Below are 21,331 nucleotides of genomic sequence, written 5' to 3' on the forward strand. Positions count from 1 at the left end.
GATGGCTGAAGTTCAGATTTCCAATGTCACCAAAGCCTATGGCGAGACCCAGGTCATCCATGGCATTGATATGAATATCGAGCATGGTGAATTTATCGTTATTGTCGGCCCCAGCGGCTGTGGCAAATCCACGCTTTTGCGCATGGTGGCCGGGTTAGAGGAAATCACCGGCGGCGAAATGTTGATCAAGGGCAAACTGGTCAATCGCCTGGAACCCAAAGACCGTGATATCGCCATGGTATTCCAGAATTATGCGCTCTATCCGCATATGTCGGTGTTTGAAAACATGGCCTATGGGCTCAAGATCAAGAAGATCGCACGCGGCGAGATAGAGAAGCGAGTGCGTGAAGCCGCCAAATTGTTGCAGTTGGAGGAATATCTGGAACGCAAACCGCGCCAGCTTTCCGGCGGCCAGCGCCAGCGCGTTGCCATGGGCCGCGCCATCGTGCGCGAGCCGGCGGTCTTCCTGTTCGACGAGCCACTTTCAAACCTGGATGCCAAGCTGCGTGTGCAAATGCGCCTGGAGATCCGCAAGCTTCAAAAACGCCTGAATGTCACCAGTCTTTATGTCACCCATGACCAGGTTGAGGCCATGACCATGGCCGACCGCCTGATCGTTCTGAATGGCGGTGTCGCGGAACAGATCGGCACACCGATGGAAATCTATAATGATCCGGCCAGCCAGTTTGTGGCCGGTTTCATTGGCTCGCCTTCCATGAATTTCATCCCTGCTGACCTCTCCGGCGACAAGATCAGCCTTGGCCAGGCGTTAAGTCTCCCGCGCCCTGGGCATCTCACCCATAATGGCAAGGCCGCCCTTGGCATCCGGCCAGAACATTTTGACCTTGCCGCCGAGAATGAACAAGGATTGGCCTTTGAGGTTGATGTCGTTGAGCCGCTGGGCTCCGAAACATTGGTTCATGGCCGTCTACACGGAGTCGACGAAGATGTGGTGGTGCGCCTGCCCGACAGTCCCCCGCTAGAAAACGGCCAGCAAATCTCGCTGACCGTCCGGCCGGACAGGCTTTATCTGTTTGATGCGGATCACGGCAAGCGTCTGCGCTGATACAAAAAGGGGATGATGCGCTCAAACTGGAATGCACGCATTTCTTTAATCTTTATCCGATATAATCCTATGAAAATTTAGGTGAGTATATGATTAGGCGCATCATCCTCTTCTGTCTTTGTTTTCTCTGTTCGGCTTTTCCTGCCCAAGCGGAAGGAACGGTTGTGCGCATCACGGCCGCGGAATTTGCCCCTTACATTGGTGCCGAATTGCCGGAAAAAGGCTGGGCATGGGAGGTTGCATCACTTGTCCTGAATGAACAGGGCTATCGGCCCGAGCTTCACATCATGCCCTGGGCCCGGGCCGTGGAATTGACACGGATCGGCAAAATGGACGGCCTTTACATGGCCAACCGCAACCCGGAACGGGAAGAATGGGCGGTTTTCACCAATCCGGTCGGCCAGGAGGTTTCCGTCCTGTTCAAGCTGCGCGACCGCCCGATAGATTATGTCCATCTTTCCGACCTTGGCCCATACAGCATCGGCACCCATCGCGGCGCCAGCATCATCGGTTTGTTGGAAGATGAAGGTCTGACAGTTCGCCCATTGCGCGGCTTCTCACAGGGCATCAAGGAACTGGAGCGCCAGCAACTGGATTTATTCGTCGGTGACCGTATGGTCACGACCCATATCCTGAAAACCCAGTTCCCCCCAGACTATGCCACTATGATCGATTTTCTGCCCAAGGCGATCTTGAAGGCCGACCTGCATTTGGCTCTTTCCCGAAAAACCCGGGATCATGAAAAGATCCGGTCCGAATTTAACCGGGGACTGAAACAGATCCGTGATGATGGCCGTTATGAAGCGATTTTGGAACGCCACGGTTTTTCCACCACGCTGACAAATTGAACCGGGAGGCTGAAGCAAATACCCTCGGATAACCAAGCATTAACCAGTAATATGCTAATTTCCTGATGAATGCAGTTGACTGCCGTTCCGGCAGACCGATTAGGAAGGCTGTTCCCTATGAAGCGATTGCTGGCATTATATCTGTTGTTGTTGCTGTTGGTGCCCATGACACCAACCTGGGGCAAGGAGCTGGTCGTCGGTGTCAGCGAAACTGATTACAGCCCCTTCTATTTTGAAGAAGAAGGCATGTTCAAGGGTGCTGCTGCCGAGATTGCGCAAAATCTGGCCACTGCGCTGGGACACACCCTGACGTTTCAGCGATTTCCCTGGAAACGGGTCCAGCATAATTTGGCCACAGGCCGGATCGACATGGTAATTCTTTATTTCAAAACAGACGAACGCGCGGAACATGCACTCTATGTGGAAATACCCCATCTTTATGAGTCCAGTTCCCTGGTGGTCACCACGGACAGCACTCTTCAGTTTGATGGCAAGCTGAATAACCTCAAGGACGCTCAATTTGGTAATGTGACTGGCTATTGGCACGGAGAGGCTTACAGCGCAAATGATCAATTAAACAAGACGCAGCTGAATTCCACCCGAACCCTGCTGGCAACCCTCATCCGTGGTAAGATTGATATAGCCGTTGGCAATAAACCCGTCATGCTGTCGCTGGCGCGCAAAATGAAAATCGCGGGCAACCTCAGGTTCCTTGAACCAAAAATCGATTATGCGCCCGATTATATCGCATTTTCCAAGGCTAAGGATCACAGCGCCGACCTGGCGCGGCAATTCACAATCGCACTCAAAGAATTCATGCGCGGCGCGCAATACCGGGATATCCTCACCCATTATGGATTTGAAATCCCGGCCGTGCCCGCCGGCTGACCGCACCCTGTTTTACAACGTGCTGTTAAAACCACCACCGTCTAACAGAATATTTTGTCCCGTCATATAACCGCTCTGACGAGAACATAGGAAAGCGCAAGCGGCACCAAATTCCTCAGGATTGCCAAACCGCCTACACGGGTTGTTTTGCATGCGGGTGGCTTTTTCGGTTTCAAAATCAACACCCTTTTTATCCGCTGCGGCCTGAATGTTGGATGCAAGGCGGTCCGTCTCAAAAGGTCCTGGCAGCAGGTTATTGATCGTCACATTATGGGCCGCTGTCTCCCGCGAGAGCCCGGCCACAAAGCCGGTCAAACCGGCCCGGGCACCGTTGGACAGTCCCAGGATCGGAATCGGGGATTTCACCGCCGCCGAGGTGATATTGACGATCCGGCCAAAGCCGCGATCAATCATCCCGTCCACCACCGCCTTAATCAGGAAAATCGGTGCCAGCATGTTGGCATCCACCGCCTTGTGCCAATCTTCCTGGTCCCAGTCCCGGAAATTGCCCGGCGGCGGACCGCCCGCGTTATTCACCAGAATGTCCGGTGCAGAACAGGCGGCCAACAGTTCAGCACGCCCTTCCTCCGTGGTGACGTCACAGGCAACGGCCTTGACCTCCACACCTGTTGCCTCCACTATTTCCTTTGCGGTTTGCGCCAGGGGCTCACGCGTCCGGCCATTGATCACAAGATTGACCCCCTCCTCCGCCAGCGCGCGCGCACAAGCCTTGCCCAGCCCTTTTGACGAGGCACAAACAATCGCCCATTTTCCGGCAATACCCATATCCATTTTCTGACAGTCTCCCAGATCAACAATATTATTTGTTTAGATAGGTATTCATCGGGCTGATTTGAACCCGCGCGCCCAACTATAGCTCCGGTAATTCCCCGGCAGAACGTATGGGATGCACCTGCAATGGTTCCTTGCGCCCGCGCACGGCCATTTCAACCGCCGGGAAAATGCCAAGGTCAATGCCGACATCCCTTCCGACGCGGTCGGATACCATCAACTGAACATCATGTTCCTTAGCCAGGGATTCCAACCGTGCCGCCGTATTGACCGTATCCCCGATCGCCGTCACCTGCGTTGCCTGGCCATGCCCCATAGTGCCGACAATGGCCGGTCCCGAATGCACGCCCATCACCAACTTCAAAGGCTGACCCAGTTCATTTTTCAGCCGCTCATTCAAAATTTCCAGCTGGGCCGCCATTTGCCGCGCCGCAATCAAGGCTGACCGCTTACCAGCCATCGGGTCGCCATCTATGCCGAACAGCGCCATGATTCCGTCACCAATGAATTTGTCGACCCGCCCGCCCGCATCCTCAATGGCGGTTCCCATGAACCTGAAATATTGGTTCAACAGAAACACCACATCAAAGGGAAGCTTGCTTTCCGATAATTTGGTAAATCCACGCAAGTCTGCAAACATCACCGCGATATCCAGCTCTTGGCCAAGCCTGTAGCGCCCGCCGGAAAGGGCGTCCCGCGCCGTCACGTCAGCCGGCAACAAGGGTTCACAGCGCAAATCCCCTGTTGGCCGCACCCGGCAGGCCAGTCGGACATTTTCCGGCATATTCAAATTCGCCAACACCTTTTCCTCAAGCGGATCAGGCGGGGCAAGGGCTTGATCCGCCCCAGCCAGGATCAGGACACGACAGGTGGAACAGCGTCCCCGCCCCCCACAGACCGAAGCATGGGGAATCCCCCCGGCCCGGCTGGTTTCCAGCAGGGTTGCACCCGGCGGCACCAGCACCCGGCGGCCGCTGGGATAGGTCACCCGTACCCCCTTGCGTCTGGTATAAAGGGCGATACGCATATAGCGTCCTGCAAAGACCAACAGGATCAGCAAAGCATATCCCCACAGCCAATAGTCCCGCATACGGGCAACGAAGAGATCCGCCTCCCCGCCCGGATAGGCAATTTCCTGGAGCATATCAAAGGACCAGATCGGATCCTGGACCAGGGCACGCACTTCGAAACCGGCTGAGATGACACCGGCAATCGCCGCGGTCGGAATGATGAGGCATAGGGCATAAAGATGGGCCTGAATACGGGGATACCAGTCCCGGATTTTAAGCCAATGATGAAGCCCGATACATCCATGCCCCCAGGCCACCACAAGCAAACTCAGCTGCCCAATCAGTTTTTCAGGGGCAAAATGAAAGAAAATCGCCAGGACATATCGATAATCCGGATCCATGCCATATTGGAGCCGCACCCCGGCGGTTGCCATGGCATGTTCAATCAAGAGTGCCGGTATCAAGAGGCCCAGCAACAGCTGGCTCCATTGCCAAAGCGGCATGCGCAGGCTGCGGCGAATGAAGGTGACCCACAATGCCGACCCCAAATGGAACAGCACCGCCGCACTCAGCAGGAGAATGCCACCAATCGTTGTCCAGAGTTCGATCAGATATTCTTCCGCCAGATTGGCGCTATCCACCGAAACAACGCCCGCGGCATGATTGATTAAATGACAGGTGACATAGAAAAACATCACCAACCCGGCGGAAAGATGCCAGAAACGGCGGTTAGTGAGCTGCTTGAAATCCCAATCCGTCACCATCCGTCACTCCGCCTGCCTGACCCGGGATCTGGTGCCTGACCAGCCAATCAATCCGCATATTTTCCGGAAAGGCCGCTTTCAATCCGCTCTTTCAATTGCAGAAATTCCGGACATTTCACCGCACATGCTTTGCCCAACAGATCCAAATTGGCCCGTGCCTTTTCCGGCTGACCGGTTTCCATATAGAGATGCCCCTGATAGTTCAGCGCACCGAGATGGGCGGGGTTCACTTTGAGGGCGCGTTCATAATAGCTGGCTGCTTTTTCAACATCACCATCCTTGCGCGCCATGAACCCTAGAAGATTCCAGGCGCTGGCATGGGTCGGATAGCGCCTAAGCGTTTCGAGCAACAGGGGCATTGCCTTTTCGAACGCGCCCGCTTTGACAAAAACTTCGGCCTGGTCATATTCCGGCACCGGGATCATCTTGCCATCCGGCGTCATGGCAGCCGTCGCCGGGCCGGCCAAAGCCAGAGACAGAAACGCGGCAAGGATTACAGTCTTGGTCATGGAATGGGCTGTCCTTCTATCGGAATTGGGTCGCCAACCGGTTGGTCGTCGCTCAGTGTCTTCAAAAACGCGAGTAATTTCAACTTGTCATTCCGATCCAGCGCTACCTGCCAGGATTGTTTTTCCGCCATGCCGCATTGGCAATCATAATGGTCCAGCACCTGTTCAAGACTGGTAAATGCACCGTCGTGCATGAAGGAACTCCGCTCGGCCACATTACGCAGGCCGGGCGTTCTGAAAGCGCCTACCATTAGCGGGTCATTGCGATCATACCGCCCCCGCCCGGGATTCCCCTTGGCGGTGCCGATATTATGAAACCCGCCATCGCTGAACCGCCACCCGGAATGACAATGTGAACAAGCGGCGCGTCCGGTGAAAAGATAAAATCCCTGTTCGGCCTCTTTCGATATGGCGTCAGCATCCCCTGCAATCCACCGGTCAAACGCGCTTGGCCCGGTACGAAGGGTGCGCAGGAAAGCCGCTATCGAAAGGCTGATACCGCCGAGGCTTACTCCTTCGTCGGGGAAGGCGCGTTCAAACAGCCTTTGATAGCCAGGCACTTCCATAAGTTCATCAACCAGCAAATCCAGATCCTGCGCCATCTCCTTGGGATGAGCGACGGGCTGTAAGACAAACCCCTCAAGGGTGTCCACCCGGCCATCCCAGGTCAGCGACCGCTGCCAGCCCACATCCAGCAAGCTCGGCGTTCGCCTGGGTCTCGGCCTGCCATCTGATCCGGATGACACTCCCTTCGGGTCTGCCCAAAAATACTCCGGCTGATGGCAGGAAGCGCATGCCATATCATTTCTCGCCGACAAGCGCGGATCGAAGAACAGGTGCCTGCCTAACAGGATTTTATCCGCGCTGGCGGGATTGAAGGCCGAAACCGGATCAAACTGGGGCCGCGCAAACACCGTTGACAGCTCCTGTGCCATCAAGACCGCCGGAATGGCGAATAAGCCGATAAATACTGCAGCTGCTGCCAGAACGAACCGCCTAATAACCATATTTTCCGGTTTCCCGCCCTGCATGATGACAATTGAAGCCGATGTCGATGAATTTTACAAATTGTCCTGGAACCAAATCCGCTCTTTTCCCTAACAGTATGATCGCACTCTTTATTCCGCATATGGCATATCAATTGCTGGTTCGCCATATATCTTTGAGGATGCAGCCCCCGCTGTCTTATGATCGTTTAATGCCTGTTTGCGGAAGCTTATGAGGCCGTCTTAGAGAGTATGTTACCTTGATCATTAGATCTGCACATGAAATTCCGGGCAAAGATCGTTTTGCCCGCATTTCAGCTACGGCCAGTTGGTTCAGCAATTTTGTGTCCAAAGCCGGCAAGCTTCCTTCCCGCCGAGATCTGGATCCGACTGAGTTTCCAGATATTCTGGGCCATCAGATGATTTCCGAGCTGCATCGGGACCGGGAAGATGGACGAATCAGGATGCTGGGTACTGTGGCTGAACAGTTTACCGGCCTTGGCGGCAACGCCTCCGGGCGCTGGTTCAGCGAAATCCTTGATTCCGAAAGCACCCGCGCAGCCGTCGGGGTTCACATCCAGGCATTGGACAGCAAAAAGGCCGTTTTCGGCATCTCCAACTATCTTCGCCAAGATGGTCAAAGGGTCAGCTATGCAAGGCTTCTATGCCCGCTAGCCACGCTGGAGGGCGAACCGGAAACCGTTTTCAGCGTCTTTGAACTGGCCAAGGGAGATCCCGCGATGAAGGCGGTTATGCATAAGGCCGGGCGCCGCTCACCGTGATACAAACAAAAAACCCGCCGGTTTCGGCGGGTTTTCTTAGAATATACCATCAGGCAACAATGCCAGATCAGGAAAGACCTTCCCAGGTCGGTTCCTGCATGGTTTCTTTGACTTCCTCTTCCACCACAGGTTCTTCAAGCGGCTGACGGCCGGCCTTGATCGCTTTTTGAATTTCAGTGGAAAGATCCTGCTGGGAACACAGGCCCAGCTCAACAGGCGAGCGCGGACGCAGGTTTTCAGTGTTCCAATGCGTTTTATCCCGGATCGCGACAATAGTCGGCTTGGTCGTGCCGATCAGCCGGCTGATCTGGGAATCATTCAGCTCCGGATGATGTTTGATCAGCCAGGCAATGCCATCGGGCTTGTCCGCACGTTTGGAAACCGGCGTATAACGCGGTCCCTTGTGACGGACAACTGGCTGCGGGATGTCACTTTTTGCCATCTTGAGCATTGCGGTCGCATCGGCTTCACAGCGTTTGATTTCCTCGGTCGTCAGCTGGCCATTCTGGACCGGATCCATGCCTTGCATGCCCGGTGCGACTTCCGCATCCGCCAGCGCCTGGATCTCGAGGCTATGCAGGCCGACAAAAGCACCAATCTGCTTGAAGGTCAGGGTGGTATTGTCAATCAGCCATACTGCGGTGGCTTTGGGCATTAGAAGTTTGGTCATCCCAAATTCCTTCGATCAATAAAACATGTCATTCCCATAGCTGTAGACCGCGCCGTCCGCGGCACGGGAATACGACTAATTTGTCGGGATTGAACGGTTTATAACATGGGCCAGCAGGGGCGGCAAAGGAAAATACCGAAACTCCCAATCCTTCAAAGCCTCAGGAATCGCTGGTATTCGCCAAAAATAATACGGGGCCCCCAAAAGGGAGCCCCGCGCAGCCATCGATGAAGGCGGCAATCAATCAGGCAGCAGCCGGCTTGAGCGCTTTCTCGATATTCGCATTGAAACGGTCCTGCAGCGGCTGAATGGTTTCATTCGCCAGTTTGAAGGACATTTCAGAAAGTTTGGTACCTTCTGCAACAACCGCATCCACATTATTGCGAACCATGTCAACCTGCAGGTCGACAACTTCGGTAACGGTTTTAGCAGCCATCAGCGACTTGCTGGCTTCAACGGAAGATTCAACGGCGGTCTGAGCAAAAGCAAAATAAGCTTTGCCCAACTCTTCAAAACCTTTGGAGAAAACATTCGCGGATTCAACGATTGCATTCATGTTTTCTTTGTTCAGAGCCGCAAAGTCATCATAACCTTTCAAGGTGGCGTCAGATGCTTTTTCAACCTGTTCTTTGGTCACGGCAACAGCTTTGGCAACGGTCTCTTTACCGTTGGCAACAACTTCTTCAACTTGCTTAACGCCGGCTTTAACAGCGTTGTCACTTTTCGCTTTAGCGGTGGTCATTTCCATAACTCCGGTATGAAAGACAATTTCTAATCGGCCGGGGCCTCAACTGGGCTCAACGTCGGCCGCACGTGCATTTGTGCACTGCAACTAAACTCTATATCCGTAATATGTGGAATCTAGATTACAATTGCAAGAAAAATATTGTGCATCGCAACAAATTATCTTTTGCAACGCACAATACTCCGCTAATTCAATTTGTTAGAACTTGTCCCGGTTGCGGTAACTCGCCCCCATGGAAACCCCATCCGACTGCACGATGAAATCATAATGATTGAAACCGGACCGTTCAAAATTCACATCACGCAAATTCAGCTCAGTTATTCTTTCATCCCCACGTGGGAAAACGATCTTGACCGGATCATCATCCCGGGCAAACAGCATGTTGGGGAAGTTAAGCCCCTTAAAACTGTCATCGGGATATTCCCAGGCATTGAAATGGAACTGGCCATTCACACATCCGGAAACCAACCAAAAATAGCTCCCCGAAAACAGACGGCGGCCAACCGGCGCCGGCGCAGCCAGGCCATCAGTTGCAAAAAGCTTCTCGATCTGAGCGACATCTGCCACCGGCAAAGGCGTGCTATTGTCAGAGGGATCCAACAAAGTGTTTTTTTCCAACGGCCAGATGGTGGAATTCTGGCTGATCGCATGCTCCAATACACGGGTGCGCAACACCCCGCCCCCCGCATTGGTGGCAACATCATAAATACGGACCTGATCTGCCCGATTGGCATTATAGACCGCACGGTAACGGTTGGCCGCACCTGGAACACAGGCCGCTTTGATGTCACCCCCACTGACAAAATCCGTCCAGGTGGTCTTTCTTTGGAAAATATTGCCGACCTCACCATCGCTGGCACAGCCGGACAACAGTGCCCCGGCAACAGAAATGGCAGCCAATATACGCAAGTGCATTTTTTTCACCCCTTTTGGAATTTGCAGCCTCATCACTTCATAACGATGGATCAAGTCTTCATATGGAAGGGACAGACAAAGAAATGGGACTTATTGCCTATCCGGTCAATATGGCATTTTTTGGTCCTGAACTTGCATAGAAGAATCCGCACATGAAATGAGCCTGAATCATCGGATTTTCGTTAGACCTTCCAGATGAAATCCTTTAGAATCGGCTTCGATTCCATGTTTTGGTCGGTTAAGGCTTTATTTAAGGTATTCAGGGTTATTATTTAGGCATGCGAAAGATTCAACTTCGAATTATTACCGCATTATTGATTCTGCTTATTTCCTTGCCTGGTGTTGCCTTGGCAAAATATGCGTCATTTGTGATCGACGCCGACAGCGGTGAGATCTATCATGCGGTAAATGAAGACACCCGCAATTATCCTGCCTCCCTCACCAAAATCATGACCCTTTACATGGTATTCGAGGCCCTGGAAAACAAGCGGCTTCGCCTCCATCAGAAGCTTCCCGTTTCCCGTGCCGCCACCCGCGCGCGCCCGTCGAAACTCAACCTTCGCAAAGGCGACCGGATCAAAGTGGAAGATGCCATTCTTGCCCTCGTCACCAAATCGGCAAATGACGTTGCCATTGTCGTGGCGGAGGGACTGGCGGGCAGTGAAAAGGAATTTGCCCGGCGCATGACCGCCCGTGCCAGGGCCCTGGGCATGACCAACACTACCTTCAAAAATGCGTCAGGCCTGCCCAACCGGGGACAGATGTCAACCGCCCGCGACATGGCGATCCTGGGCATGAAGATCCGAGAGGACTTCCCGCAATATTACCGGTATTTCAATACCTGGAAATTCTCTTATCAGGGCCGGAAATACTATAATCATAATAAACTCCTGAAATCCTATGACGGCACCGATGGCATCAAGACCGGATTCATCAATGCCAGTGGCTTCAACCTTGTTGCTTCTGTGGAACGTAATGGCCGTCGGGTTGTCGGTGTGGTCTTTGGTGGTCGTACCGGCAAAAGCCGCAATGCCCATATGAAAAAGCTGATGAATAAGGCTTTCCGGAAAATTTTGATCGCCAGCATCCGCCCCGCGATCCGGCCGACCTTGGTAAATGGTGAATTGCCCATTGCCCTGAATGGCGAACCGGCCAAAGAAAATCCCTTTGAACAGATCGCAACAAGCGCCTCTTCCGAAACCGCAGCTATCATCGGCGAGAATTCTGTTGCCGCCGTGACATCTCCCCGGCTTCCAACCACAGAAGATCCTTCACCGGAAAAAGGGGCAAACAACCTTGTTTCCTGGGGCATTCAAGTCGGTGCATTCACTCAGAAATTCCGCGCCCAACAGGCAGCGAGAAAAGCCGCGGTCCAGGTGCGTGACATTGCCAGCAATATCCAAATCGTTATCGCCAAGGAGCGGGCCGAGAAACAGAAGCAGGGACTCTATAAAGCACGTCTCGTGGGCTTTACCGAACCCCAGGCCCGCCATGCCTGCAATGTGGTGATCCAGGCCAAGCTGGCTTGCCTGCCGTTGGTGCTTGAACATCCAGACCGGCTCGCCATGCGTTTTGAATGAACGCGAGGATCTGCCCCCTAACCGTCTTCGGCCTGCCTGCCCCCGATGTTTCTCTCGGGTGATATTGGCTGGTACCACAATTTCACAAAGACTGAAATCAACACCCATTCCATCAAGAATGGCATGGTCCCTTAGCCCAGCTCAGCTGGCTCCTGGATATCGTTGGCGATGATCGTGTCGTCACTTTGATCAAAGCCTGGAAGATCGATGAAGAACTCGGTGCCAGCACCAATTTCACTGACAAAATCGATGGTGCCGCCCATCATTTCCACCAATCGGCGGGTGATATTCAAGCCAATGCCGGTGCCCTCACCATTGCCCCTTGTCTCATCGAGCCTGTAAAAGGCCTTAAAGACATTCTCACGATCTCTCTCGGAGATCCCGGGTCCTTCATCGCGGACGCTGATCCGGATCCAGCCACCGGCTGTTTCCAGACAACTCACGACAACAGACTTATTTTTCCCGCCATATAAAATCGCATTGGACAGGATATGCTGAACCGATTGCACCAATGCGGGACGGTCAACATAAACCGTGCGCTCAGTGGTACCGACCAGATCCAGCTCCAGTGTAACCTCATTCGCCTTTGCCATCGGACGGACAAATTCGAGGCTTTGATCGATGATATCCTTGATACTCGCATATTCCGTGTTCAAGGAATAATGACCCGCCTCAATCTTCGCCAGATCCAGGACCTGGTTAATCAGGTGGATCATATGCGTTCCAGCCTTCAAGATCGTTCCCACCTGCTCGGACTGCCGTTCGGATAATTTTTCCGTCTCACTGGAATAAAGCAGCTGGCCAAAACCCAGAATAGCATTCATCGGGGTACGCAGTTCATGAGATAGCGCGGAAAGGAACTCGGATTTGGCACGACTTGCCCGATCTGCTCGAACCATGGCCTTTTGCAACCGTTTTTCCGCACGGCGACGTTCAACGACACGACCGAGCTGCACACCAACATCCCGCATGATTTCAAACAAATCGCTCTCGGGTTTTCGGCTGGATGTGGTGTAAAACTCTAGAACAGCGACCACCTCACGGCCCACCATTACCGGGAAGGCAAAACCCGCCGCCAACCCACATTCGTCCGCTGCCTTTTCACGCGGGGTCTGGACACGGTTGCCACCGGTGATCCAAACCGGGCTGCCGCTCCGCAAGACCCGCCCCGGCAAGCCTTCACCCAGCACAACCCGGTCCTTTTCGGTGGCCTTTTTAAACTGGTTGAATTGGATCTCATCCTCGAGATGCCATATATCGGCACACTCCAATTCGCCCGATCCATCTTCACGCACCCGGTAGACATGCCCGATCGGCCAGCCAAAATGATTACAGACAGCATCCAAGCATACCTGCAATGCATCATCCACCGTTGCAGACTCGTTTGCCGCAACGGTAATACGCTGCAACAGCCGCACGATCGAGCTTTGACGACGGAAAGCCCTCCCCGTCAACTTATGCCCCTCGACTTCGCGTTCCAGCTGATCAATAGCCTCCCGCAGCTGTTTGGTGCGTTCCTCCACCCGGTTTTCCAGCGTTTCATTGGCCTCGCGCAAACGGGCATTGGCCAGGTCACGTTCCTGTTTCTGTCGCGCCAGCTCAATGGCCATGCTGTTGAGCGCCCCTTCCAGCCCCCCCAGTTCATCCGAGCTCACCTGACGCAAACGCGCCCCGAAATCGCCGTCCCGGACACGCCTGGCAAATCTGGCCGTGCGGCGAATGCGGCGCAGGATCAGTTTGTTGAAACTGATGAAGATGATAATGGTTGTCAGGATCACACAGATTAGAGAGCCATAGAGAACCCGATCCCGAACTTCATTCTTCTGAAGAACGCTTTTTTGCGTATTCACACGGACATAGGCAAACAGAAAGGGCTTATTGCTGTCAAACGTGAAAAGCGGTGTAATACCGATCAAATGGCTGCCCAACTCATCCTCTGTCGCGATGATCTGCTGCTCTACCTGATCGGATGCAAACCAGCGGCTGTCGAGATCCTCAATCTGGGAAACCGCCCGCCCCAGGTTGGCCGGGTCCAGTGCATGAAAGACATTCCCGGTCGCGCCAATCACCATGCCGTCTTCCAACTCTTCGCCGACCAGTTCGGTCATCACCTGGCGGTCCGCGACCGAGGAATATTTCAGATGCGCTTCTTGTAACAATGCGCCCACCGCATGCAGCCTGCTGGCCGCCGCGTTGTCGATTTCTTTATTCAGATGACTGACGTAATAGGTGCCAAGGGCAGACAGCACGATGATTTCGGCCAAGACTATCGCCAGCCCGACCTTCACCGCCAAACCGTTGAGCATGTTTTTCAATGAGCCGTCAATGCTATCCAACCTGTCGCCCGTACTGTCACTACTCCTGGTCTCGACAGACATCCACCCTCCTGCCCCGGACCTAACGGAAGAAATATTGCGCCGGGTTTGTGGGCGCCGGAGTTGGATAACTCCAGGCCGCCGGCATCACAGCCGGTACATTACCCACATTTTGCTGATAAATGCCATAGCGTACCGGTGGTAGGCTAATACCGAAAACCAAAAATTCCTCGGCTGCAATATCCAAAATCTCACTCATAAGCTGAGATCTTACATCAGGCTCGCCCTGGGCAACAAGCTGCCTGTACAGTGTCATCTGCCGCAATACCTTGGCAGGGGGTTTTTCGCCACGGCTGTCGTTGGGATCCTGGAACCAGCGCGCCCATTTCACCGCAAATAGTGATTCATAGGTGAAGGGGAAATAATAAATTGGCGACTGCATCACAGCGATACCACCATCACCGCCCCAGATTGAGGCGTCATGCTCATTCACTTCCCGGTTATCGTAAAACGCATTCCGGTCGAGATGGCGGGGCGTAACATCAATGCCCACCGCCTGCCAATATCGGGCGATTTCCTCTACAATGGCCGCCCTGGCATCGCCAACTGCGTCGATGAAGAAGGATAGCGGCTTTCCGTCCGGCCGCCTGCGAATGCCATCCGCCCCTTTTTCAAGGCCCAGTCGGTCCAGCAGGGCACGAGCATTATCCACATCATATTCCGTAAATTGCTTGGCCAGTTTTTCATTATACAGTGCCGATTCCGGACGCGGTCCCGCCTGGTACGGCTCTCCCCGGTTATCCAGCACCCGCCGGATGATGGCGGACCTGTTGATGGCCACGGACAGTGCCACCCGGAAAGCCTTATCCTGGAACAATCCACGCAACACGGGATCTTTATGGTTGAGATTGAGGGAGATAACCGCAGAATTCATATCTGTGTCGATCGCTTCAAAGGTCCGGATCTGCGGCCATTTCGAACCATCCTGCACCACCTCAGCTGCGAAATTACCTATATGGCGAACCTGCATGTCGATACGACCTTCCCGGGCAACCTGCCGGGCATCCTTCTTCGATTCAACCACCTCATAAGTGATCTGATCGATATAAGGCAGTTGCTGGCCCGCCGTATCCACCTTCCAATAATAGGGATTGCGCACCGCCACCAAAGGCTCGTCTTTGGTATATTCTCCGTCCAACGTCCAGGCATAAAGCACCGGCAGTTCTGAATTCAGCCAGCGGCTGCGGTCATCGATGGTGCCGGGCTTGCCGAATTTGGCAAAAAACTGTTCACGCCAGTCTGCAAAGCCGGCGGCTTTGGCCTCGCTATCCGCATCAGGGTTATATTTGATATGATATTTCTTCAGATAATGCGCAGGATAACTGGTCGGTTCCGCACCTTCTGGCGCAGCCATGTTGTCCAGGAAAAGACCGTGGGGCTCTTGGAAAACAAAACGCACTGTAAAATCATCCACCTTCTGAACAGCAAAATATTTGCCGCCGAAAATGCGCCAGGCATTCATGTCAGTTGACAGGGTCTCATTCTGCAGCACGTCCTCGTACCAGAACATGATATCGTCAGCGGTAAAAGGTTCCCCGTCTGACCAGCGCAGACCGCGGCGCAGCGAAAAGGTATATTCAGTGGCCTTGTCATTCACATTGAAGGATTGTGCAAGATTGGGAATGACCTGGGTCCATTCCGGGTTCCAGCGCACCAGATTCTCATAACCAATAGTCCGGATAAGCAAAGCATGGTCGCGCCCCCGGCGCATTGCCATACGCCAATTGCCGCCATATCTCCCGATCTCTTCAACCGGCTGTACCAACATCGGGTTGGATGGCAGCCGGGCATCGACATCTGGCAGACTGCCCTCGGCCACCTTGGCTTCCAGCATGGGCGCCTGGCGGTAGATCCCGGCCCAGGCCACAGAAGATGAGCAGATGATCATCGCTGATAGTGCCAGCGCCATAAACGCCGCATTCATCCAGGTGAAAGACAAATGCCCCAGGCAATTTGTCTGCGTTCTTGGCTGCCGATTGGAGCTCCGGATATACATTTCTATCTTCTCCCTGAAGCTTCGCCGTCCCCCAGACTAGCCCCGGCAGAGACACGGGTTTGACCCGTATCTTTCTGATACCGTCTAAAGGTGCTTACACCGATTACATATTGAATGCCAATCTCTCTATCCCAGGTAGCTTGATTTTCACAGCAAAACACAGCTAAAGGATGAATTCATTATGCAGTTTTGCTAGTTAACAAATCGTTCACGGCAAATCCTATTGGTGTTCTGGCATCGGATTCTTCAACTCCTAAGGATATGGAGATTGCGATCAAAGTTTTGAAAAATTTGATAAAACCAGGCTTCTCCCGAGAGCCCGTCATCCAAATGAACATGGCAAAAAGAAAAAGGCTTCCGGAATGTTCCGGAAGCCTTTTCTTGAATACACGGCCCATATAAGGCGGCCGCCCCCTCCCGACTTAACGGGAGTAGAATTCGATCACCAGATTCGGTTCCATCTGTACCGGATACGGAATGTCTTCCAGTTTCGGTACGCGAACGAAGGTGGCGGACAGTTTGTTATGGTCGGCGTCGATGTAATCGGGAATCTCACGCTCGGCACTTGCAACAGCTTCGAGAACCATCGGGATCTCTTTGCTCTTGGTGCGAACGGTGACAACGTCGCCTTCTTTAACGATATAGGACGGAATGTTCACGCGCTTGCCGTTCACTTCCACATGGCCGTGGTTCACGAACTGGCGCGCAGCAAACACGGTCGGAACAAACTTGGCGCGGTAAACAACCGCATCCAGACGCTGTTCCAGCAGGCCAACCAGGTTCTCACCGGTATCGCCTTTGCGGCGGGTGGCTTCTGCGAAATATTTGCGGAACTGTTTCTCACCGATGTTGCCGTAGTAGCCTTTCAGCTTCTGTTTGGCCATCAGCTGGATGCCGAAGTCAGACGGCTTTTTGCGACGCTGGCCGTGCTGGCCCGGACCGTATTCACGGTTGTTGATCGGGCTTTTCGGGCGACCCCAAAGGTTCACGCCCAAACGGCGGTCAATCTTGTACTTAGAGCTAAGACGCTTACTCATAATAATATATCCCGTATAAAAGTCGGTGTCATTTTTGGCCCGGTAGTCCGGCAATTCCATCAACTGTTTCAAAGAAACATGTGTTGACTTCATGACGGCGGGACGGCACGACAGGCCATCCGCATTCCCGGGAAGCGGGCGCATCATATGTATTTTTAGATGGTTGTCAAACCCCGATATCGCCTTTTTTCAAGGATATCTGCGGTTTTTCTGGAGGGTCTTTATGTCATTTAGTTCCGATCATGCCAAAGGTTTCCTGATCACCTTCCTCGGCATCCTGATCCTGACCCCAGACAGTTTGTTGATTCGATTGGTGAATCTGGATCCATGGAGCACTTCCTTTTGGCGCGGAATCCTAATGGGGCTGTCCCTTCTGGCCTGGAGCGGCCTGCAATATCGATCCGGCGTTTTTGCCAAATATCGCGCTATTGGCCGGTCCGGCCTGATCATCAGCCTTCTTTATGCCACCAGCTCGCTTTGCTTCGTGTGGTCGATCACCAACACGACCGTTGCCAACACATTGATCATCATTGCCACCGCGCCTATGTTTGCCGCATTGCTCAGCTGGCTGGTGCTGAAAGAGACGGTCTCCAGGGCCACCTTGATCGCCATTGCCAGCGCTTTCGTCGGCATCCTCATCGTCATCGGGGAGGATCTGGGCGGCGGTCATATGGTGGGGGATCTCTTTGCCCTGGGCACAGCGATCGCCATGGCAGCCGTCTTCACCATGATCCGCCGGTCAAAAAACGTGGACATGGTTCCCGCCACCTCCCTTTCCGGTTTCCTGGTCGCCGCGATCATGTTCCCATTGATGATCGGCCAGGCCGGCAGCTTTGACTACCCCCCCCAGCAATGGGGCTATATTCTGGTCATGGGTATTCTCGTCCAGGCCATCCCCTTTGGCATGCTGACCATCGGCCCGCGCTATATACCCGCGCCGGAGGTGAGCCTGCTCCTGCTGCTTGAAACCGTGCTTGGCCCCTTCTGGGTCTGGCTGGTCCTCACCGAAGAACCCGGCGGTAATGCCCTTGTCGGTGGCGGCATTGTGATTGCAACCCTGCTGATTCATTCCCTGCGCAGGCTGCGCAAAGCCAAAAGCAACCAGCCTCTGGGGCCTGGCTGATTAAAAGAAATGACGGGTTGGCGAGAGTTTGGCTCTACCCTTGCGGCCCGGCATTCCTGAGGGCTTTTATGATCCCGTGCAGCGTCCTGACATCCTGTTCGGTCAGTTCAGCCCGTTGGAACAGGTTTCGGATGTTGCGCAGGGTGACCGGGCGCATCTCAGGCGATTTAAAAAAACGCCCCTCGTCCAGGCCGGCACCAAGGCGGCTCATAAAATTATCCAGTTCCGCCATGCTGGCCGGGGGATTTTCGTTGGCCTCCAGCTGGGTGGGCGGCGTATCATCCACCGAAATCAGCCATTCATAGGCAACCAGCAGCACGGCCTGAGCCAGGTTCAGGGACTTGAAATCGGGATTGAGCGGCACCGAAATCACGGCGTCCGCCAGCGCGACATCGTCATTGACCAAACCGGAACGCTCACCGCCAAACAGGATGCCGCAATTCACGTCACGGCCAATTTCCTCACGCAGCTCACCCGCCGCATGCCGGGGCGTCACCACGCGGGTCACCATGCCGCGCGGCCGACCGGTGGTGGCATAGACCCGCTGCAGGTCCGCAACGGCATCTTGCGTGGTGTCATACAGTTTCACGCCATCAATCACGATATCCGCACCGGCCGCATTATCCCTGGCCGGCTGGGACGGCCAGCCGTCTCTAGGACGTACCACACGCAATTCCGTCAGGCCGCAATTCAGCATCGCGCGGGCGACCATGCCAATATTTTCTCCCATCTGGGGATCGACCAGGATGATGACGGGCTGTTTTGACATTTTGCTCTGTTTCCTCAAGATTTCCTGCGGGCTTCTACCATAATTCACCATTCACTTGTCAAATGAAACGGCGCGCACTATCAACGGCAGACCAGCCAACAATCAGCTAGGAAAGTCGGATCATGAGCAAACATGTGTTGGGGATCATCGGCGGCAGCGGCCTCTATGACATCGAGGGCCTGACCGGTGCCGAATGGGTGACGGTGGAAAGCCCCTGGGGCGAACCGTCCGACGACCTTCTGGTCGGCGAGATCAGCGGCACCAAAGTTGTCTTCCTGCCGCGCCATGGCCGCGGACATGCGGTCTCGCCGTCAGACATCAACTATCACGCCAATATTGATGCCCTGAAGCGCTTGGGCGTTACCGACATTTTCTCGCTTTCCGCCTGCGGCTCGCTCAAGGAAGAGCTGCCACCCGGCACCTTTGTCATCGTGGACCAGTTCATCGATCGCACCTTTGCCCGCAAAAAAAGCTTCTTCGGCAAGGGCCTGGTCGCCCATGTTCCCCTGTCGCACCCGGTTTCCTCCTGGCTGGGTGACATCGCCGAAGACGGTTTGAAAGCACAGAAAGTTCCTTATGCCCGCGGCGGCAGCTATCTGGTGATGGAAGGGCCGCAATTCTCGACACTGGCTGAATCGGAGCTTTACCGCAGTTGGGGCTGCTCGGTGATCGGCATGACGAATATGCCCGAAGCCAAGCTCGCCCGAGAGGCCGAAATCCGTTATGCCACAGTCGCCATGGTCACCGATTTCGACTGCTGGCATCCCGACCATGACAGCGTCGATGTGCAGATGGTCATCAAGACCCTGCTGGATAATGCGGACAAAGCCAAAGCACTGGTCAAATTCCTTGCGGACAATATCAACAACCGGGACAGCGAACCCAACTGTGGCACCGACACGATCCTGGATATGGCGATCATGACCGCCCCGGAAAAACGCGACCCCGCGTTGGTCGCCAAAATGGATGCCATTGCCGGACGCGTGCTTAAAGGCTGAAATTCAGGCTTCCGGCGGAGATGACCGTTTCTGTCGGTTATCCTCCTTCTCCTCATACATGCGCTGATCGGCGATCCGGATGAACTGATCCGGGTCGCCGTCCGCTTCTGAAATGGCGGAGATTCCGAAACTGGCCCCGGCATCCGGGAAGCCCGCTCCCGGCAAAATCTTTGCTGCGGTTGCCACCCGGTTGGCCAGCTGCGCCGCATTCATGCCAGGCGTGCCCGGCCAGAGCACTGCGAACTCATCACCGCCGATCCGATAAACCCGGTCGTCGCCGCGCATCTCCTCGATCAGGGACTGGGCAAAGAGACAGAGCAGTTCATCCCCCGCAATATGGCCACGGCTGTCATTCACATTTTTCAACCCATCAATATCAATATAAGCCATCAGGCAATCCGGCATGCGGCCATCGCGCACTTGGTCCGCGATCCGGCGCACATCATGGTCAAAGGCCGATCGGTTCAGCGCATTGGTCAGCCCATCCTGGCGAGCCACCCGTTTTTGATGCGACAGATCGCGCTTCAAACGCCGATATTCCAGTGCCCAGGAAACCTGACGCGAGACATGATAGGCAACCTCCTGGGCCGTTAAGCGGTCAAAATCCGGATGATCGTTAATGGCAAAGACATGCCCCAAGGGCTCACCATCCGCACCGAAATACATCTGACCCACATAGGCTTCACCGCCCATATCCACCAATGGTTTGTCTTTTGCGTAAAACTCCGCAAGCCGGGTGGAAATGAAGGTAAATTCCCGGTTTTGCACCACCAGTTCGCAGGGTGTGTGTCTCACCGCATAGACTTGGCCGATCATCTGGTCGCCATCATGGGCCCCGATCACCTGGCAATGATTGCCCTGTGGCAGGAACCGGGTCACCCAGGCCCAGCGGTACCCCAAGCCATCCGCCAGCGCCTTGGCGGCGAGATCGTAAAAATCCGGATCCGAGATATCCGCCCGGCATAAGTTCGCCAGAGCCCGGTCACGCAGCATATTCTGGGACGCATCCTGGAACACAAATACCGAACCCTGGCCCGCCGATGACGGGGTGTTGCGGACCTCAACCCAGCGACCGGAACAAAACCGCAAAAGGATGCTGCCGGGTGTCTCCTTGAACAATCGCTGTACCGGGCAGCACCCTTCATCATCCAGGAACCAGGCCCGGTCATCCAGCCCCGCCAGCGTTGATTTGAGATTAACCCCCGGCCGGATGGGGATTTCCAATTCTGAAAAAAAGCTTTCCCCGGACTGATTGATCGCATCAACCGTCCCCTCGGCATTGGTCCGCACTGCGGCAATGGGAAATTGAAGAACCGCGCCTTCCTGCATGGCCTGTCATTCCTTCCAAACAGGTATCCCCGCCCGCACCTGGGTTTCCGGCATCATCAAAAACCCGTCAACGCTCGCCCCGAGGCCATCCTTATTCCTGCCCCTCGGAACCCGGGTCCAGCTTGTTTGGGTCCTGACGGAAGCGGCCC

19 protein-coding genes are annotated in these 21,331 nt (G+C 54.4%); 7 read left to right on the top strand and 12 right to left on the bottom strand.

Annotation, left to right across the window (positions count from 1 at the left end):
* Nucleotide 1: 1 nt before the first annotated feature.
* From DFP90_RS03465 to DFP90_RS03475, 3 genes are all read left to right on the top strand, one after another.
* Nucleotides 2-1,066, top strand: a complete 1,065-nt coding sequence (locus DFP90_RS03465) for an ABC transporter ATP-binding protein (protein WP_115934999.1) — start codon at nt 2-4, stop codon at nt 1,064-1,066.
* Between the two features lie 89 nt (nt 1,067-1,155).
* On the top strand, nt 1,156-1,914 hold the full coding sequence (locus DFP90_RS03470; RefSeq protein ID WP_115935000.1) for a substrate-binding periplasmic protein: 759 nt from the start codon (nt 1,156-1,158) through the stop codon (nt 1,912-1,914).
* A gap of 117 nt (nt 1,915-2,031) precedes the next feature.
* A complete protein-coding gene (locus tag DFP90_RS03475) occupies nt 2,032-2,802 on the top strand; it encodes a substrate-binding periplasmic protein (protein WP_181905167.1) in 771 nt (256 codons plus the stop codon).
* Nucleotides 2,803-2,814: 12 nt separating this feature from the next.
* On the opposite strand, the gene DFP90_RS03480 is transcribed toward DFP90_RS03475, so the two are convergent.
* From DFP90_RS03480 to DFP90_RS03495, 4 genes are all read right to left on the bottom strand, one after another.
* Nucleotides 2,815-3,594 (bottom strand): SDR family oxidoreductase, encoded by a 780-nt coding sequence (locus tag DFP90_RS03480; protein WP_115935002.1) that lies wholly within the window; start codon nt 3,592-3,594, stop codon nt 2,815-2,817.
* Between the two features lie 79 nt (nt 3,595-3,673).
* A complete protein-coding gene (locus DFP90_RS03485; RefSeq protein WP_115935003.1) occupies nt 3,674-5,368 on the bottom strand; it encodes an adenylate/guanylate cyclase domain-containing protein in 1,695 nt (564 codons plus the stop codon).
* A 47-nt stretch (nt 5,369-5,415) separates the two neighbouring features.
* The gene (locus DFP90_RS03490; RefSeq protein WP_115935004.1) at nt 5,416-5,877 is read right to left on the bottom strand and encodes a tetratricopeptide repeat protein; all 462 of its coding nucleotides are present in this window, start codon (nt 5,875-5,877) and stop codon (nt 5,416-5,418) included.
* On the bottom strand, nt 5,874-6,884 hold the full coding sequence (locus tag DFP90_RS03495) for a cytochrome-c peroxidase (RefSeq protein ID WP_181905168.1): 1,011 nt from the start codon (nt 6,882-6,884) through the stop codon (nt 5,874-5,876). The genes DFP90_RS03490 and DFP90_RS03495 overlap by 4 nt, the downstream gene beginning before the upstream one ends.
* A gap of 239 nt (nt 6,885-7,123) precedes the next feature.
* On the opposite strand from DFP90_RS03495, the gene DFP90_RS03500 reads away from it, so the two are divergent.
* Nucleotides 7,124-7,645, top strand: coding sequence for a PAS domain-containing protein (locus DFP90_RS03500; protein ID WP_115935006.1), 522 nt, complete (start codon nt 7,124-7,126; stop codon nt 7,643-7,645).
* A gap of 67 nt (nt 7,646-7,712) precedes the next feature.
* Here DFP90_RS03500 and DFP90_RS03505 read toward each other — a convergent pair whose 3' ends face one another.
* The 3 genes from DFP90_RS03505 to DFP90_RS03515 form a co-directional block, all read right to left on the bottom strand.
* Nucleotides 7,713-8,315 carry a DUF1013 domain-containing protein gene (locus tag DFP90_RS03505; RefSeq protein ID WP_115935007.1) on the bottom strand — a complete coding sequence of 201 codons (603 nt, stop codon included), beginning with the start codon at nt 8,313-8,315 and terminating at the stop codon, nt 7,713-7,715.
* Nucleotides 8,316-8,559: 244 nt separating this feature from the next.
* On the bottom strand, nt 8,560-9,057 hold the full coding sequence (locus tag DFP90_RS03510; protein WP_181905169.1) for a phasin family protein: 498 nt from the start codon (nt 9,055-9,057) through the stop codon (nt 8,560-8,562).
* Nucleotides 9,058-9,258: 201 nt separating this feature from the next.
* Nucleotides 9,259-9,975 carry a hypothetical protein gene (locus DFP90_RS03515; protein WP_115935009.1) on the bottom strand — a complete coding sequence of 239 codons (717 nt, stop codon included), beginning with the start codon at nt 9,973-9,975 and terminating at the stop codon, nt 9,259-9,261.
* Between the two features lie 278 nt (nt 9,976-10,253).
* Between DFP90_RS03515 and DFP90_RS03520 the strand changes: the two genes are divergently transcribed.
* Nucleotides 10,254-11,555: a D-alanyl-D-alanine carboxypeptidase family protein gene (locus DFP90_RS03520; RefSeq protein ID WP_115935010.1), complete on the top strand. Its 1,302-nt coding sequence runs from the start codon at nt 10,254-10,256 to the stop codon at nt 11,553-11,555.
* 131 nt (nt 11,556-11,686) lie between these two features.
* On the opposite strand, the gene DFP90_RS03525 is transcribed toward DFP90_RS03520, so the two are convergent.
* The 3 genes from DFP90_RS03525 to rpsD form a co-directional block, all read right to left on the bottom strand.
* Entirely contained in the window at nt 11,687-13,933 is a 2,247-nt protein-coding gene (locus DFP90_RS03525; RefSeq protein ID WP_115935011.1) for an ATP-binding protein, read from the bottom strand.
* A 19-nt stretch (nt 13,934-13,952) separates the two neighbouring features.
* Nucleotides 13,953-15,926, bottom strand: coding sequence for an ABC transporter substrate-binding protein (locus tag DFP90_RS03530; RefSeq protein ID WP_245956950.1), 1,974 nt, complete (start codon nt 15,924-15,926; stop codon nt 13,953-13,955).
* Nucleotides 15,927-16,348: 422 nt separating this feature from the next.
* Nucleotides 16,349-16,963, bottom strand: a complete 615-nt coding sequence (gene rpsD, locus DFP90_RS03540) for a 30S ribosomal protein S4 (protein ID WP_115935510.1) — start codon at nt 16,961-16,963, stop codon at nt 16,349-16,351.
* A 223-nt stretch (nt 16,964-17,186) separates the two neighbouring features.
* On the opposite strand from rpsD, the gene DFP90_RS03545 reads away from it, so the two are divergent.
* A complete protein-coding gene (locus DFP90_RS03545; RefSeq protein ID WP_181905170.1) occupies nt 17,187-18,086 on the top strand; it encodes a DMT family transporter in 900 nt (299 codons plus the stop codon).
* Between the two features lie 34 nt (nt 18,087-18,120).
* On the opposite strand, the gene DFP90_RS03550 is transcribed toward DFP90_RS03545, so the two are convergent.
* Nucleotides 18,121-18,855, bottom strand: coding sequence for an RNA methyltransferase (locus tag DFP90_RS03550; RefSeq protein WP_115935014.1), 735 nt, complete (start codon nt 18,853-18,855; stop codon nt 18,121-18,123).
* A gap of 122 nt (nt 18,856-18,977) precedes the next feature.
* Between DFP90_RS03550 and DFP90_RS03555 the strand changes: the two genes are divergently transcribed.
* Nucleotides 18,978-19,853, top strand: coding sequence for an S-methyl-5'-thioadenosine phosphorylase (locus DFP90_RS03555; protein WP_115935015.1), 876 nt, complete (start codon nt 18,978-18,980; stop codon nt 19,851-19,853).
* Nucleotides 19,854-19,856: 3 nt separating this feature from the next.
* Here DFP90_RS03555 and DFP90_RS03560 read toward each other — a convergent pair whose 3' ends face one another.
* On the bottom strand, nt 19,857-21,182 hold the full coding sequence (locus DFP90_RS03560; protein WP_115935016.1) for a GGDEF domain-containing protein: 1,326 nt from the start codon (nt 21,180-21,182) through the stop codon (nt 19,857-19,859).
* Nucleotides 21,183-21,331 lie beyond the last annotated feature (149 nt).

This window comes from Aestuariispira insulae (assembly GCF_003385955.1).
Lineage (GTDB): Bacteria > Pseudomonadota > Alphaproteobacteria > UBA8366 > Aestuariispiraceae > Aestuariispira > Aestuariispira insulae.